Annotated in this window: 19 protein-coding genes and 1 pseudogene; 7 read left to right on the top strand and 13 right to left on the bottom strand. The window is 45.8% G+C overall.

Annotated elements, in window-relative coordinates:
- Window positions 1-312: 312 nt before the first annotated feature.
- From bioD to bioB, 4 genes are read right to left on the bottom strand one after another with little or no spacing between them, the layout of a single operon-like run.
- Window positions 313-993: a dethiobiotin synthase gene (gene bioD / locus PS053_RS22020; RefSeq protein ID WP_001042906.1), complete on the bottom strand. Its 681-nt coding sequence runs from the start codon at window positions 991-993 to the stop codon at window positions 313-315.
- The gene (gene bioC / locus PS053_RS22015) at window positions 986-1741 is read right to left on the bottom strand and encodes a malonyl-ACP O-methyltransferase BioC (RefSeq protein ID WP_256879297.1); all 756 of its coding nucleotides are present in this window, start codon (window positions 1739-1741) and stop codon (window positions 986-988) included. The genes bioD and bioC overlap by 8 nt, the downstream gene beginning before the upstream one ends.
- The gene (bioF, locus tag PS053_RS22010) at window positions 1728-2882 is read right to left on the bottom strand and encodes an 8-amino-7-oxononanoate synthase (RefSeq protein ID WP_054411097.1); all 1155 of its coding nucleotides are present in this window, start codon (window positions 2880-2882) and stop codon (window positions 1728-1730) included. Before bioF ends, bioC begins: the two co-directional genes overlap by 14 nt.
- A complete protein-coding gene (gene bioB, locus PS053_RS22005) occupies window positions 2879-3919 on the bottom strand; it encodes a biotin synthase BioB (RefSeq protein WP_000951219.1) in 1041 nt (346 codons plus the stop codon). Before bioB ends, bioF begins: the two co-directional genes overlap by 4 nt.
- 86 nt (window positions 3920-4005) lie before the next feature.
- Between bioB and bioA the strand changes: the two genes are divergently transcribed.
- Both bioA and PS053_RS21995 read left to right on the top strand, forming a co-directional pair.
- The gene (bioA, locus tag PS053_RS22000) at window positions 4006-5292 is read left to right on the top strand and encodes an adenosylmethionine--8-amino-7-oxononanoate transaminase (RefSeq protein WP_010342335.1); all 1287 of its coding nucleotides are present in this window, start codon (window positions 4006-4008) and stop codon (window positions 5290-5292) included.
- 61 nt (window positions 5293-5353) lie between these two features.
- Window positions 5354-5830, top strand: coding sequence for a kinase inhibitor (locus PS053_RS21995; RefSeq protein WP_000767387.1), 477 nt, complete (start codon window positions 5354-5356; stop codon window positions 5828-5830).
- Between the two features lie 57 nt (window positions 5831-5887).
- Here PS053_RS21995 and PS053_RS21990 read toward each other — a convergent pair whose 3' ends face one another.
- From PS053_RS21990 to nleH, 3 genes are all read right to left on the bottom strand, one after another.
- Window positions 5888-6544 (bottom strand): PipA/GogA/GtgA family type III secretion system effector, encoded by a 657-nt coding sequence (locus PS053_RS21990; protein WP_050544000.1) that lies wholly within the window; start codon window positions 6542-6544, stop codon window positions 5888-5890.
- A 79-nt stretch (window positions 6545-6623) separates the two neighbouring features.
- Complete coding sequence (locus PS053_RS21985) at window positions 6624-7250, bottom strand: T3SS effector NleG family protein (protein WP_001122176.1); 627 nt, start codon at window positions 7248-7250, stop codon at window positions 6624-6626.
- A gap of 44 nt (window positions 7251-7294) precedes the next feature.
- Complete coding sequence (gene nleH, locus PS053_RS21980; RefSeq protein ID WP_273774525.1) at window positions 7295-8182, bottom strand: type III secretion system effector kinase NleH; 888 nt, start codon at window positions 8180-8182, stop codon at window positions 7295-7297.
- 356 nt (window positions 8183-8538) lie between these two features.
- Here nleH and PS053_RS21975 point away from each other — a divergent pair, with 356 nt between their 5' ends.
- Together PS053_RS21975 and PS053_RS21970 are read left to right on the top strand one after the other, a co-directional pair.
- Window positions 8539-9339, top strand: a complete 801-nt coding sequence (locus PS053_RS21975) for an alpha/beta fold hydrolase (protein WP_256879298.1) — start codon at window positions 8539-8541, stop codon at window positions 9337-9339.
- Window positions 9340-9700: 361 nt separating this feature from the next.
- Window positions 9701-9984: pseudogene (locus tag PS053_RS21970) on the top strand (tyrosine-type recombinase/integrase); the annotation flags it as partial.
- 322 nt (window positions 9985-10306) lie between these two features.
- Here the strand turns inward: PS053_RS21970 and PS053_RS21965 are convergent.
- The 4 genes from PS053_RS21965 to PS053_RS21950 form a co-directional block, all read right to left on the bottom strand.
- On the bottom strand, window positions 10307-12634 hold the full coding sequence (locus tag PS053_RS21965) for a phage head-binding domain-containing protein (RefSeq protein WP_273774524.1): 2328 nt from the start codon (window positions 12632-12634) through the stop codon (window positions 10307-10309).
- 122 nt (window positions 12635-12756) lie between these two features.
- Entirely contained in the window at window positions 12757-13692 is a 936-nt protein-coding gene (locus tag PS053_RS21960) for a phage antirepressor N-terminal domain-containing protein (RefSeq protein WP_273774522.1), read from the bottom strand.
- 62 nt (window positions 13693-13754) lie between these two features.
- Window positions 13755-13979: a hypothetical protein gene (locus tag PS053_RS21955; RefSeq protein ID WP_000868958.1), complete on the bottom strand. Its 225-nt coding sequence runs from the start codon at window positions 13977-13979 to the stop codon at window positions 13755-13757.
- Window positions 13976-14134, bottom strand: coding sequence for an Arc family DNA-binding protein (locus PS053_RS21950; RefSeq protein WP_001161119.1), 159 nt, complete (start codon window positions 14132-14134; stop codon window positions 13976-13978). Before PS053_RS21950 ends, PS053_RS21955 begins: the two co-directional genes overlap by 4 nt.
- A gap of 93 nt (window positions 14135-14227) precedes the next feature.
- Here PS053_RS21950 and PS053_RS21945 point away from each other — a divergent pair, with 93 nt between their 5' ends.
- From PS053_RS21945 to PS053_RS21935, 3 genes are read left to right on the top strand one after another with little or no spacing between them, the layout of a single operon-like run.
- A complete protein-coding gene (locus PS053_RS21945) occupies window positions 14228-14470 on the top strand; it encodes an Arc family DNA-binding protein (protein ID WP_000113456.1) in 243 nt (80 codons plus the stop codon).
- 2 nt (window positions 14471-14472) lie between these two features.
- The gene (locus PS053_RS21940) at window positions 14473-14706 is read left to right on the top strand and encodes a hypothetical protein (protein WP_000437781.1); all 234 of its coding nucleotides are present in this window, start codon (window positions 14473-14475) and stop codon (window positions 14704-14706) included.
- Window positions 14703-14912 carry a hypothetical protein gene (locus PS053_RS21935; RefSeq protein WP_016049822.1) on the top strand — a complete coding sequence of 70 codons (210 nt, stop codon included), beginning with the start codon at window positions 14703-14705 and terminating at the stop codon, window positions 14910-14912. The genes PS053_RS21940 and PS053_RS21935 overlap by 4 nt, the downstream gene beginning before the upstream one ends.
- On the opposite strand, the gene PS053_RS21930 is transcribed toward PS053_RS21935, so the two are convergent.
- Together PS053_RS21930 and PS053_RS21925 are read right to left on the bottom strand one after the other, a co-directional pair.
- A complete protein-coding gene (locus PS053_RS21930; RefSeq protein ID WP_000151196.1) occupies window positions 14887-15072 on the bottom strand; it encodes a hypothetical protein in 186 nt (61 codons plus the stop codon). The two genes, PS053_RS21935 and PS053_RS21930, sit on opposite strands and share 26 nt — an antisense overlap.
- A 44-nt stretch (window positions 15073-15116) precedes the next feature.
- Window positions 15117-15536, bottom strand: a complete 420-nt coding sequence (locus tag PS053_RS21925) for a peptidase associated/transthyretin-like domain-containing protein (RefSeq protein WP_000821345.1) — start codon at window positions 15534-15536, stop codon at window positions 15117-15119.
- Window positions 15537-15565 lie beyond the last annotated feature (29 nt).

Here is a 15565-nt window from a genome sequence, read left to right as displayed (position 1 = left end):
TCTGACAGCCATTGCTTTTATCTAACTAATTAAAAAATAACAAATATTTCCCCAAGCCTTCTTTCGCGCCAATTTGCGTGCAAGCCGCGTATTCTCTCGCTTGCCTCGCGTTTTCTAACTCTAATACACATGGTTATCCACAGGAATAGTGGATAACTGCCTGCAGCCCGTATCCTCCGCCGCCTGGGCAATTCCCACACTAACCACATGATGCGAAGGTAAAATTTTTTTCGTGATTTTTTTAGAATTTAATTGGTTAAATTACAGGCAATCGAAGGCACGTTCTTGCTCGCAATTCAACCAAATTTATTGCTACAACAATGATGTGAGATTGATGTACTTTCCGGTTAGTGCATTTTCTGGATTTTCCTTAAGCCAGGGGATTTCTCCCAGCAACGGGGCGGGAATCATCTCTTCGAGCGTGGCCATATATTCACCGTGACGTTTACCTGGCGGCGTCACATCGTTTGCCACCCACCCTGCCAGAGTGAGTCCGGCATGTTGTATAGCCTGTGCAGTCAGCATCGCATGGTTAATACAGCCGAGTTTTACCCCTACCACCAGTATCACTGGCAATTGTTCCTGCATAACCCAATCGGCAAAAGTAAAGGCATCAGAAAGCGGTGTGAACCAACCTCCGGCCCCCTCGACCAGCACCCAATCAACCTGTTTTTCCAGCGTGCGCAATCCCGCACTCATAACCGCCGGGTCAATAGGTCTCCCCTCTTCCGCACTGATAATATGCGGCGAGGTAGGTTCTGCGAAGGTGTAAGGATTTATCATGGCATAATCCAGTTGTCGGCTGCTGTTGCGCTGTAACGCCAATGCGTCACTGTTGCGTAAACCTTCGACAGTCATTTCGCTGCCAGAAGCCACTGGTTTATATCCCGCAGCCCGGTAACCAACGGCCCGCGCAGCCTGTAATAGTGCGCAACTGGCGACAGTTTTCCCCACTTCGGTATCCGTTCCTGTGACAAAATAACGTTTATTCACGAACAATCACTCCTATAAAAAGATAATACGTCAGAGGATATCGCCTCTGTTGTTGCGGCCAAGCTAGTTGCAGTTGCTGTAGCTGGGAACGGGTTAATATTCGCGGGTCGCGCCCTTCGTGAAGATGCGTTGCGCCAATACCTTTCAGTGAACGCATGGCGCTGAGTGCGTCATCAAACCACAGCGTGATGGGTTGAAGACGATGCTGATGACGAAAACCTTTCAACGTCCATTCAATGTCAGCTTGCGATAAAAAGCGGTTTGCATGGGTTCGCTCATCTACCGCCTGCCATGCCTGATGTAACTCGGGTAACGAGCCTTGCACCAGAGTAGTAAACGCCACTACGCCTCCGGGGCGTATCACCCGATAAAGCTCGCCTAATGCCGTGGATAATTCAGCGCACCACTGCACGGCGAGATTGCTCCACGCGAGATCGAAAGTCGCAGAAGACAACGGTAAGGATTCGATATCCCCTGCAAGATAGTAATCTGCGGCATCTTGCTGACGTGCCTGCGCAAGCATCGGCGAAGAAATATCTAATGCCGTCACCTGTCCACTGCGTTCGCGCCAGTAACGACTCATCCAGCCCGGCCCACAGCCTGCGTCCAGCACACGGGCGTATTTACGCTGCGGGAGCATTGCCAGTAAGGCATCAGCGCTACGGCGCTGTAACTCTGCGTGTTGCTCATACTGTGAGGCTGCCCGACCAAATGCCGCCGCAATCGCTTGTTTATTAACGGTTGCCATGTAACGCCTCCAGCAAGCGGTCAATATCCTGCGTTTCATGAGCCGCAGTTAAGGTCAGACGCAACCGCGCGGTGCCAGCCGGTACGGTTGGTGGGCGAATTGCCGTGACCCAACAACCTTGCTGACGCAGCTTTTCTGCCAGTCGTAATGCATGACTGTTATCACCGACGATTAATGGTTGAATGGCACTGTGAGAATCCGCGAGAGTAAATGGCGAACCCTGCACTCCGGCACGAAAACGCGTAATCAGATCAGCCAGCTTTTCGCGCCGAGCCTCCCCCTCTTCGCTACGAATCACCGCCAGCGACGCACGTAATGCCTGCGCCTGAGCGGGCGGCATACTGGTGCTGTAGATAAGATGGCGAGCAAACTGCAGCAGATAATCCGCGACCATATCGGAGCAAAGCACTGCCGCCCCGCTGACGCCAAATCCTTTGCCAAAAGTGACCACCAACAGTTCCGGCTTCACCTTATTCTGCCAGCAGCTCCCGCGTCCTTGCTCTCCAATAACGCCCGTACCATGGGCATCGTCGACCATCAACCAACCATTACACTGTTGCGTTACCTGCTGGATTTCCGCCAGCGGCGCACTATCGCCGTCCATACTGAATACGCCCTCTGTCACCACCAGTTGTCGCCCCGGACAGGAGGTAGCAAGCAGGCGTGCCAGATGAGCGACATCGTTATGAGCAAAACGACGAAGCTGGGACGGGCTTAAGCTGGCTGCCTCCAGCAATGAAGCGTGACTCAGTCGGTCGGCAACGATACGATCCTCTTTCGCCATCATCGCGGCAATGACTGCCTGATTGGCAGCAAACCCGGAGATAAACAGCAGCGCCCGTGAATAACCCAGCCACTCAGCCAGTTCTTCTTCCAGCGCCTGATGCGCCACGCTATAACCGCTGACATGCCCGGAACCACCGCTGCCGACGCCGAATTGTTCCGCACCCTGCTGCCAGGCGCGGATAATCTGCGGATGATGGCTTAAGCCGAGGTAATCATTGCTGGAAAAATTCAGATACTGGCGATCATCTGCCACCAGCCAGCGCCCGGCTCCTTGCGCCACCGGATAACGACGACGCAGGGCATCGGCAGCACGCCGCGCATCGAGCGCCGCATTGATTTTTTCCTGCCAGCTCATAGCGTTGCCGCGTTGTAATATTCGTCAGTGTCCGGGGTCATCAGCGCCTGCTCCAGACGTTGCTGTTGTTCGTTATCGCCCGCCAGCACGGCGGTTTGTTGTGGGTTTAGCCCCAGTTTGCGGAACAGTTGCAGGTCTTTATCTTCTTCTGGATTTGGTGTGGTCAGTAACTTGCAGCCGTAGAAAATCGAGTTAGCCCCAGCCATAAAGCACATCGCCTGGGTCTGTTCGTTCATTTGCTCACGCCCGGCAGAAAGGCGCACGTAAGAGGTCGGCATCATGATTCGCGCTACAGCAATGGTGCGAATAAAATCAAAGGCATCGACATCATCGTTATCAGCCAGCGGCGTGCCTTTCACCTTCACCAGCATGTTGATTGGCACGCTTTCCGGTGGCGTCGGCAAGTTCGCCAGTTGTAGTAATAATCCGGCGCGATCTTTCACCGTTTCGCCCAGGCCCACAATGCCGCCAGAGCAAACTTTAATCCCAGCTTCGCGCACTTTTTCCAGGGTATCGAGGCGTTCCTGATAAGTACGCGTAGTGATGATATTGCCGTAAAACTCCGGCGAGGTGTCAAGGTTGTGGTTGTAGTAATCCAGCCCGGCATTCGCGAGGCGCTGCGCCTGAGATTCACTCAACGTGCCCAGCGTCATACACGCCTCCAGGCCCATCGCTTTTACCCCCTGCACCATCTGTTCCAGGTACGGCATATCACGTTCGTGGGGATTCTTCCACGCCGCGCCCATGCAAAAACGCGTCGAACCCGCCGCTTTCGCTTTGCGCGCCGACTCCAGTACCTGTTCGACTTCCATTAAACGTTCGGCTTCCAGTCCGGTTTTATAGCGCGAGCTTTGCGGGCAATATTTGCAATCTTCCGGGCAGGCCCCCGTTTTTATCGACAACAAAGTACTGACCTGAACCTGACGGGGATCGAAATGCTGACGATGTACCTGCTGCGCTTCAAACAGCAGATCCAGCAACGGTTTTTCAAATAATTCTGTGACTTGCGACAATGTCCAGCGTGGGCGGTGAGCCATGGGGCTTCTCCAAAACGTGTTTTTTGTTGTTAATTCGGTGTAGACTCGTAAACCTAAATCTTTTCAATTTGGTTTACAAGTCGATTATGACAACGGACGATCTTGCCTTTGACCAACGCCATATCTGGCACCCATACACATCCATGACCTCCCCGCTGCCGGTTTATCCGGTGGCGAGTGCGGAAGGTTGCGAGCTGATTTTGTCTGACGGCAGACGCCTGGTTGACGGTATGTCGTCCTGGTGGGCAGCAATCCACGGTTACAATCACCCGCAGCTTAATGCAGCAATGAAGTCGCAAATTGATGCTATGTCACATGTGATGTTTGGCGGTATTACCCATACGCCAGCCATCGAATTGTGCCGCAAACTGGTGACGATGACGCCAAAACCCCTGGAGTGCGTTTTTCTCGCAGACTCCGGTTCCGTAGCGGTGGAAGTGGCGATGAAAATGGCGTTGCAATACTGGCAGGCTAAAGGTGAAGCGCGTCAGCGTTTTCTGACCTTTCGCAATGGTTATCATGGCGATACTTTTGGCGCGATGTCGGTGTGCGATCCAGATAACTCAATGCACAGCCTGTGGAAAGGCTATCTGCCGGAAAACTTGTTTGCTCCGGCCCCACAAAGCCGCATAGACGGCGAATGGGATGAGCGCGATATGGTGGGCTTTGCCCGCCTGATGGCGACGCATCGTCATGAAATCGCTGCGGTGATCATTGAACCGATTGTCCAGGGCGCAGGTGGGATGCGCATCTACCATCCAGCATGGTTAAAACGAATCCGCAAAATGTGCGACCGTGAAGGTATCTTGCTGATTGCTGACGAAATAGCCACCGGATTTGGTCGTACTGGTAAACTGTTTGCCTGCGAACATGCAGATATCGCGCCGGATATTTTATGCCTCGGTAAAGCTTTAACCGGCGGCACGATGACCCTTTCCGCCACGCTCACTACGCGTCAGGTCGCTGAAACCATCAGTAACGGCGAAGCCGGCTGCTTTATGCACGGGCCAACCTTTATGGGCAATCCACTGGCCTGCGCGGCAGCAAACGCCAGCCTGGCGATTATCGAATCAGGAAAATGGCAGCAGCAGGTAGCGGCTATTGAAGTGCAGCTACGCGAGCAACTCACACCAGCCCGTAACGCCGAACTGGTTGCCGATGTCCGCGTGCTGGGCGCAATAGGCGTGGTCGAAACGACTCGCCCGGTGAATATGGCGGCCCTGCAAAAATTCTTTGTCGAACAAGGCGTGTGGATCCGTCCTTTTGGCAAACTTATCTACCTGATGCCGCCCTATATTATTCGCCCGGAACAGTTGCAGCGCCTGACCGCAGCGGTAAATCGAGCAGTACAGGATGAAACATTTTTTTGCTAATAACGAGCAGTCAGCGTGAGGGTTTCTGGCTACACTTTTTGCAAACAAGAAAGGAGGGTTCATGAAACTCATCAGTAATGATCTGCGCGATGGCGATAAGCTGCCGCATCGTCATGTCTTTAACGGCATGGGTTACGATGGCGATAATATTTCGCCGCATCTGGCGTGGGATGACGTTCCTGCGGGAACCAAAAGTTTTGTCGTCACCTGCTATGACCCGGATGCGCCAACTGGCTCTGGCTGGTGGCACTGGGTGGTTGTTAACTTACCCGCCGATACCCGTGTATTGCCGCAAGGATTTGGCTCTGGACTGGTGGCAATCCCGGACGGCGTTCTGCAAACACGTACCGATTTTGGTAAAACGGGATACGACGGCGCAGCACCACCGAAAGGCGAAACTCACCGCTACATTTTTACCGTTCACGCGCTGGATGTAGAACGTATTGATGTCGATGAAGGCGCCAGTGGCGCGATGGTCGGGTTCAATGTCCATTTCCACTCTCTTGCCAGCGCATCAATTACTGCAATGTTCAGCTAAGTGCTCCGCCAGATGGTGCTGTGCCATCTGGCTTTTGCCTGCAATATCATTCTTTATTCAGTAAATAATCCTCGGAGCAGACTGATTCCCCAACTCTCTAAGGATTATGTTCGTATATTCAACAACTGGACCTCTTGGATGATTATCTTCCTTATCCTCAAGATGAGTCAGAGCATGTACGATTTCGTGCATAAAAGAACGCTCAGTATCAAAAGGTTTTGGACCATCATTGCTTTCATAATACTCAGGATTGTCCCCATTATTGTCTTCATCCAAATTGAGGCAAATAACTTTTCTTCCTTCAGATACAGAAAGTTGCTCTGGTGTTATTGTTGCACCAAAGGCTTCCCCTGCCCCCAATAACCAACGTTGTTCAATATCGTACAATTCTTTATCGTAAGCATGATTCATCAATCTACGAAATGTCTCACTTTGAGTATAAGCATCCTCCAGAATTTCCGATAAACGCTGATAACACTCAGCATAAATATCATCATCAATTTCTATATCAGGATCAATCCCTCCTGGACCAGAAATGAAATATTCAGCTAAACATTCTGGATTTAATTTAAAATCACTATTCGTCGCAATTTTATCATAAGAAAGACGCACCGGTGATGGCGCGTCTGCGTGCTCAGGAATATCAGGAAAGGGCGCGCACTCAGCAGAATGACAGTTCCAGTTATGTGGTACAGTAGATGAAACAGGAAACACACTTATGATCTCATTTAAGAAAAATACATTAAAATACAGATTTAATCATTAAACCCTCAATTACAATACAAATCTAATGTTATTTAGCAATAAAACATTGTCTTTGAAAATCAAAATTACATTTATCTCTTTCCACAATCATTGATACTGTTATTGACTCCCTACTCAGCGGATGAGGTGCATTTGTATTAACAAGATGCTCTAATGATGCTTTATCATATAAAGTACATATACTTGAGTTACCAGCGTTTTTCATAAAAACACCATCTTCAGGTATACATAATGTAATCGGACATGTTAGCACATCTTCCGGTCCTTTCAGGGATGCCGCGTCAACACGAAATGCGCATTTATTTATCTTATCTAACAACAGCCCTGACTGCATTACAGAAGGGCGAGGCGGCGGAACAGAAGGGCGAGGTATACTTTCCAAAACCTCGCGACCAGAGAGACCATTATTGAGATTACGTTCGATCTGCTCAATATTACTCAATGCTGCCCGGAAAGCCCCTTCAGACAATCCTGCCGGGCTAACACTTCCCATAAAGAAACCCAAAAAGACAGGACGTACAGTAACTATCGTCGCGCCTAACAGAATTTGAGCACCTCCGTTGGCGCTTTGTGTTCGTATCTCAGACAGTGTATTCTGAGGTATTGCTCCCAATAGTCCACCGGGAGTTAAATAGGGTGTTAAGTTTATCGGCATAATAAAAATTACCTGATTTATTTTATATCTTTCTCGGTTAAATATTATGGAATTCTATTTAATACCTCATTAATGAGATCTTGCCTCCCTCCATAATAAGCTTGCAGATCTCGCATTTCTCTCGGTGACTGCGAACCAGAAATATTAAAAGAGGAGATATCTATTGGATTAAATTCATTTTTAACATGATCATATAAAACATTTGTTTCTGTAGTAGCAACAAAAAGAATTCCTTTTTGTTCCAGCCTGTCAAACATATCGTAAATAGCCTGTTCGGCCTGTGCGGGTAATAACTTAATATCCAAAAGCGATTGCCCATCTATTTTTTTCATTCTAATACCAATAGTATCGCCATTATCATCGCATATTTTCTCTGCACTCCCGGCGCCATAATATTTGTTGAAACAAGCAATTTCGAGAGTGACCTCTTCAGGCCCCTGAGGTGTAGTAAACATCTTCAGAACTTTTGTTTTATCAGCCAGATCTTCATATACTACGGCATTACCACCTTTACCAATGACACTACCTGGCGCTGGCGGGTTATTATAGTCCACGGGTGGTAACTCTGGCTGCATATAATCCACTGGAGGTAAATCAGGCATTTTCGAATGAACAGAGCTCCTTTCTGCTCCTCTGTTCACTGGCGATGCATTCAACATAACCTCAATTTTTCTACTAATCTCTCCCTTAGGCCACCCCAGTCTATGTAGCATATTAGTAAAACAACCACTATTGCTTTCCCTTGAAACACTATACTTATTATCCGTTACAACTACACGATATGTTCTGTTACCTACCTTAACTTGCGCCCCATTATCTGAGCGTGCGGCAGCATCCCTTACAGAGGATAAAACACTATTATCAGGCGTAGTCAGATTTCTGGTTAAAGAATTCCATGAACATCCCAAATTGATAAGTGCTGGTGATAACATACGTCTCTACCTTAACAATAAATCCACATTTACTTTCTTAACAAATATCCCCCGTACATGACAACAAAAACCGAATATTAACTCCTGTTTCTGTGAACTCGTCATACTATATTATTTCTCTACAAATTAGTTTTATTAATAAAAAATTACTCGCCTTAACCTAAAAACAAAACCACAAAAACAAATTGTTTTTTCAAAAAAAAAGAAAATTAAATTCATTAAAAACACACATTATAACATTAATAATTGTTGTATCCCGTGAGCTTATCAGGTATAAGTGTACGATTGTATCAGTTAAATCATAACTTTCTTATCATGGCAATATGATATACTGGCAATACAAACATGGAGATTGTATGAAATATCAATTTACTGATTCTGGATACTCTGAAACAAACAGGTTGAATCCCCCCATCGTATTGGTTCATGGCTTTTTCATGAATAGCAATATGTTTACATATCAGGTTGATGCACTCAAAGAAAAGCACAGAATTATTTGTATTAATGTCCGTGGGTTCGACATAAACACAGATCAGATAGAACCATACTCGCTCTATGATATAGTCAATGATATATTAAAAATTGCAGATCTTTTACACCTTGATAAATTTATCCTGGGTGGAATGTCCATGGGAGGATATATATCATTACGCTTTGCATTGTCACACCCAGAGCGTCTGGCAGGGTTAATACTGATTGCAACACAGGCTGAACAAGATCCTCCCGACATCGCATCCAATTATATTGAACTATGCAATGGTTGGCAGGTTCCAACCATAAAAGAGAATATCATTTCGTCTTTATTGCCAATATTTTTCGGTAATAATAAGCCTGAAGCCGAAAAATGGCGAGAGATATGGCTGCAGCATAAACCTGAAAATATTAAATTAGCCATGAATGCAATGCTCGAGCGCGACAACATCTCACATAAAATACATAACATAGATACCCCAACATTGATTATTCATGGTTCCAGTGATTCAGGCATCCCCCTGGAGAAAGCCATGAAAATGCAAAAAATGATTAATCATTCTAAACTTGAAGTTATACCCGACGCTCATCATGCACTAAATATCACTCACGCAAATGAGGTAAACCGCATAATTAATGACTGGTTAACTGAAACCACCTATAGCAACCATTCTCAACATATCTAAAAGATATTTTAGCTGTCTTACGCTCGCCAAATAATAGCGGGCGTAAATTTTTACTCAGGATGTACCAACGTGATCCACACTATAACTGATACGTTTTCCTGACGGTCAACGCCCATTTTGAAAGTCAGTTTCCGAACATTTTGCATTCGTCTACGCCGTTTTTGCTGTGCTGTTGATCGCTGCACTTTTGAGGTGATCTTTTGTCGATAGTGTTTTCGTACAGGAGTTGACCGTACCCGTTATATCGGGCGTCCATGCCGTAATACACGGCTTCGCCCGGGGGCGTTTCCACATCGCCACTGATAATGGCGAGCACAGCTAGTCGTTTCAGGGCCACATCATTAACGCCTGATTAAATACTAAAGAGATGTCCGATGGAGAAACCATAATTGCATCTACTCGTCGTGAACTGCTTTCATCCGGCACGGTATCAAGGTATTTTATGCGCGCACGAAAAGTATCAGGTCTTTCCTTCTAAGGAACTCCGCCTACCCTTCACGAGTTGTGCAGTTTTTCTGCAAGACTCTAATGAGAAGCAGATAAGCGATAAGTTTACACCGCGCCTTCTCGGGCATGTGTCGGACACCATGACATCACCGTATCGTGATGACAAAAGCAGAGGGGGACAAAATTGAAATCAAATAATGATTTTATTTTGGCTGATAGTGACCTGTTTGTGGCAACAAATTGATAAGCGATGCTTTTTTATAAGGCCAACTTAGTATAAAAAAGTTGAATACGAAACTGTAAAAACAAATAATATCAACATATTACAATATATTCAGTCTAAAAAACAGACTGTATAATACTACAAAACACAACATATCCAGTCACTATGAATCAACTACTTAGATGGTATTAGTGACCTGTAACAGAGCACTGGCGCAAGGAGATTTTTGTCCTCTTGCGCCAGTTTTTTGGTTTGACAAATCAAAGTGCTAATTTATGCCGCATCCGTGCGGCTTTGTTAAGACTGAGTTCCTACAATCACACCATCTGTGCCGCTTGTAGGAACTCCGTTTTTAATCCTCAATAGACCGGCCCCATCTACCCAAAGATGATAGCCTCCCATAACCAGGTGCTGGCTATTCCATGCGCTACCTATACTACGAGCATGACCTGTATTTATCGGCTCAGAAGCATGATAAGCGGCAACCCTACCAATTTTCACAGTTGTGGCGGATGTTGCATAACCACTGCCAACAATGCGCAGATTGGCGACAGTTGAGCCTGCTGGCAAAGAAATTGGGATACGATAAAGCCTCCATTCTGGCGTAATGTTTAAATATCTCCTGACAAACCTGACAGTATCAGACTCAACTACCTCAACAGTTACACTGGACATGGGGTTGGTATCACCGCGAGAAAGCTCTACCTCGATCCAGATGATTCGATTTGCATCCCATGATTTTAGAGGGTATGTAATCCTACCAATATTTGATGCAAATACTAAAGAAACTGCTTCAGAAGGTACGCCTATACTATTATCGATAACTGTCTTCGAGGCTCCGTTAACAGTACCTGACGCTGAGTCTAATAATGTCATAAGGTTTCGATAGGTAACGCTACTTTCACCTGGAAAGGCTGTTCCGCATGACATATTCAGGTAATTCTTCTCGTCAATCACCCTTGCTGTTGCCGGGAAGTTTGTTACATAACTAACTGGTGCGCCTGAATAGTTGATTGATGTTGGAGCAAGCCAATAACGAGTAGAAAAAAGATTATCACAGTCTTGAGGGTTAAAGTCCGCATAAACCATCCCTCCCCTATACTCCATCATTAGAACAGGCAGAGCATTGTCAACGATATCCTCACATACTAAACCCTGGACATGCGGAGTAAATGAGGCAATGTATGGCGGCTGAGTCGCGTTAGACTCGAAACGAACATTGTTTTTATCAAAAAGCAAACCACGAATATAACCTGATGACTTATTAGTAAGGTGGCGTTTCGCACCTCCCCACGACCCTGTCGGCGACTCATCAGCTATTAATATATGATAAGAATTGGAATTGACATTCTCTGCTCCCCATTTATTGTTTCGGAACACCACGGCACGACCAGCATTATCATTAGTGGATGGGTTTGGAACAATCCATACTGATGCAGAGCCATCAACACTATTTCTGCGGTATACACTGTTGTCGGCAATTAGAATGGGTGTGGTAGGTCCTCGATACCCGCCTTCATCTGCTGCAGCTATGTTAAGTTTGATGCCATATGAATAAACGCCTCCCCCTTCAGCCAGCCCAAATTCGCAACCAATTATTTCTGAGTTGGCGCACCAACCAGACATCATGATGCATATAGTCTGATACCCGGAACGAGGGTAAAACTGCAAATCTCTTAATTTTGTATTCGGCCAGTCCTGAGAGCTAAGGCCTATAGCGCACTCCCTAAACGCCGTGAAAAGGATGTTCTCAATCTTGGATAGTTGGACTTGATTTTTCGCTACAGACGTGAACTTCAAAAGCCCTAGCCCGCCATAAACCTTAAAATCTGATACATCAATAAGATATGGGTTAACATCAGAGTTAACCAGATACATATCTCCATCAAGCCATATTTCTACTGATGATTTCGACTCTCCCTTTATGGCTACAAAAGGCACCTGATTTACAGTATCGTTCAGAGTTAGACCGTTACCACGATATATATATCGTCCGGCAGGGAAATAAAGTTTAGGTCCATTGATGCTCGCCCAATTAAGTATACTCTCACCAATTGGGTGCTGTGCAAAGTATTTGCTACCTTTTGATGTTACCGCCAACCATGCAGCCTCAATTGCGGATGTGTCATCAGTTACTCCATCACCTTTAGCACCCCAATCTTTTACATTCACATAATCCGCATTTAAACCATGCTGTGTGCGAAACACCGTATTTGGGTATGGTTGCTTAACGCCAATCAGTGCATCACCTTCATCATCCATTCCAGAAGCAAGCCTCTTCTCAAGCTGATCAGGGTCATACTTCAGCACATTCGGAAAATAGAACTGCTGCGCCCCATATGCATCGTACACAGCCATAGAATGACCTTGCACAGTTACGAACTTGGCAATCTGTCCGTTATATACCGGATATCCAGCAGCGTTAATGATGATTGGTTGCGAAACAGGAACATGAGAGCCATCTTCGTTCTCCACATAAACCTGGATCTGGTTTTCTGGATTTACCGGGTCAGTGTCAATTTTTCCGATATAAATTTTGCCATTAGCTACGGCTTTAAAAGAACGCGCCATAGTGAAGAGTTGCGAAGGCATACTCACTACAACATTGGCTGTAATGTCTGTCATTTAATTTGCTCCAGATACAAGGAATCGCCGCAGCGTGGCTACGGTGAATTTTGGGCATAAAAAAACCAAGCCGAAGCTGGGTCGTTGCGTTGGTTATTGACCTACACTTTTCGTGCAGGTAGTTAAAGTTTAATTGAGTGGCACGCTCTATCACGTATCGCTGCGAATGAAGCTATCTCTTTAAGTGCCCAGCTTTGCTCAGCCATAAAATGGCGAAGTGCTTTTAGCTCGGCTCTTACTGCTGAAACGTCATACCCCGCTTTTGTCAGAATATCGATTAGTTTATACGCCGGACTGCATTCAACGAGTGCGCTGCGGTCAAGAGCAACAGTATCACCGCATTGCTGCCTGATAATGGCGTAAGGTGCATTTTCAGAAAACCATGAAATCGGGAAGTTAATATCCAGTTTTGGCGCTGGTAACTCTTCTTGCTTGCCAATGAACTCGCCTTCAAGCGGAACTCGAGCTGCAAGTGACAGTGCTTCGGTAAACTGCTCCTCACTGATTTCTTTGTACGAACATCCAAAATGGGATTTCAGCGACGACCACATGGTGATCATCGCCTTCGCCTGTTTTTCTTTTGGCAGAGACTGACCGCGACTCATGACGAGTTGTTTAATGGCTTCCTGCTGTTCAGTGGTAATTTTACCCGGCAACGCCTTTTTAGCTTTGCGTGGGTTAACTACATGGCCTTTAGTCCAGTAGTCATGCAGCACGCTAAAGCATTCCTCCTGGTACTGAATCAGTTTATCACGGATGTCAGCACGAACTTTCTCAGGGTTGATGCTGAACAGCCATCCATTTAACTTCTTCAAAGGAAGGCAGAGTAGCTTACGAAGCTTCCCATCAGCGGCAACCATGTTCATATGAACACAGTTGAATTTGCTAATCTGCTTCATGAGTTTTGTTTGCTGCGTTGACCAGCTCATTCCAAGGTTTTCAACGATTGGCTTCATCGCAACATATGCAACTCCGGCAGCCATGGCGGTGATAATTTGCTGACCGTTGAATGGTACGTAAGAGGTGTTCACTGCTTCTAAAATTGCTATACTATTCATGTTGGTTTTTCTCCAAGGATTTACCGACAACCGAAGCCCTGACTGTTACCGCAGTTGGGGCTTCAACTTTTCACTTCTTTAAAGTGCCTACCTTCTACAGTTGCTCTGAGATAAAAATTCTTATCTTTACCGTTTAGTGCTTCCCAAGCATCAACAATGCACTTATTACAGATGTGGACTTCTCGATAACCAATAGCTTTCCTGTCAATATTAGTGAACATAACAGCTTCTTTATCTGTCAATGTGGATGCATGACAGAAGTCGCAATCTATATAAGATACCTTCATACCGTTATCCCCTCTCTCTTCAGGCTGTCCAACACTCGCTTGTAAATCTCAGAGTTAACAGATCGCCCGTTCTCTTCAGCTACCTTGCGCACCAAATCCAATACTTCTTTAGGCCACCGCAAATTGAACTGAGGCATTTTTCTTGCACCTTGCATATTCAACTCCATTTCACTCATTGATAGTACCGTACTACTATTGAAAGCGTACTACTACCGTTCTAGCATGTCAACAAATAAAAGGAGAACGACGTGGCTAGAAATGATCCACAATTCAACGTAAGAATGCCTGATGAGATAAAACAGCAACTTACGCATATTGCTGCAACAAATCGCCGCTCGATAAACGCAGAGATTATTTCAGCTATCGAACTATGGATAAAAATTCATAAAGGGCAGCTAATACCTTCAAGTAGTCGAATCCTGACAAAGTCTGAGCAAGAGGCGTTTGATGTAGCTATTGATGTGTTAAAACGTGTAAGAGATGGAGGATAACCATGGAGCAACAACAAGGGTCGCCATTATCATTGATTATTATGGTGATTTTTTTCGTTTTTATCTTTTTTATACCTGCGTTAAAAATATCCAAAAAGGCCGGTTTTGACTGGAAGATGGCTGTATGTTTAACAATCCCTGGCTTTAACGTGGTGGCGTGGCTCGCGCTTGCGTTCATGGATTGGCCAATTCACAAGTATCTACCAAAAGATGTGAATCGTAAGGATGCAAAATGAATAAAAAACAGCTTATTAAGTCAAAAACGTCAAGCAAGGAAGAATTAGAGAAGGAGCTAAACTCCCTGAAATATGCTCTGTGTCTGGTTTACTCAAGACTGCCAATGGAAGATAAAAACGCCATTTACAATGAAATGATTAGCAGCCTTGATTTTAACGATAGAGACCTAGCATCCCACCTCAACAGCTTCCGCGTCCCTGAGTAATTCTGTTGCGGATTTGCTTCTTGCGGTGGTTTAAGCTGGAGAGCTTGGCTTCTGCTTCTGATATTTGCGCATCTAGATCTTTAAGCTCAAGATCTGAAAGTCGCTGGTCAAGCAGGGTTTGATTCAACTCAATGTTGTTCAGGCGTTCTTCTATGGTCATGATTTCTCCTTATAAAAAACCCACCTGACGGTGGGTTTCATTTCTTAATCTTGCTTCGTGGAAGGTATAAGAGATGCGTTTGCCTCTTTTGGCTTCAAGGTATACATCCCACCATTAAATGGATCAACAGCAAGCCAACCAATTAACCCACCAAACACAAGGTTTCCACCAATATACCAACCATTAGCATTGGCTTTGATTGGCAGGGTAACTGGTTCGTACCCATCCTTTTCCATAGTGATCTGGTAGCTCTTTTTGCCAAAATAACTACCATCTGACTTGGCAAGAGTTACTCCTTGTGGAGTTTTACCTTGCGCAACAATCACACCTGATTCATCTTTTACCTTAAAGCTCGCACCAGAAGGATTGCTGTTCACTTGCACAAGTTGCGTTTCATCACCAACAATAGTTGCGCACCCAGATAACATGATAGCGCCAGCAACGACGCTAATAATCCTCTTCATATCAATTTCCATATCTAAAAAACCGGAAA

The organism is Escherichia albertii, from assembly GCF_028622335.1.
Classification (GTDB): Bacteria; Pseudomonadota; Gammaproteobacteria; order Enterobacterales; family Enterobacteriaceae; genus Escherichia; species Escherichia albertii.
This window is presented reverse-complemented; position numbering and strand designations above follow the sequence as displayed.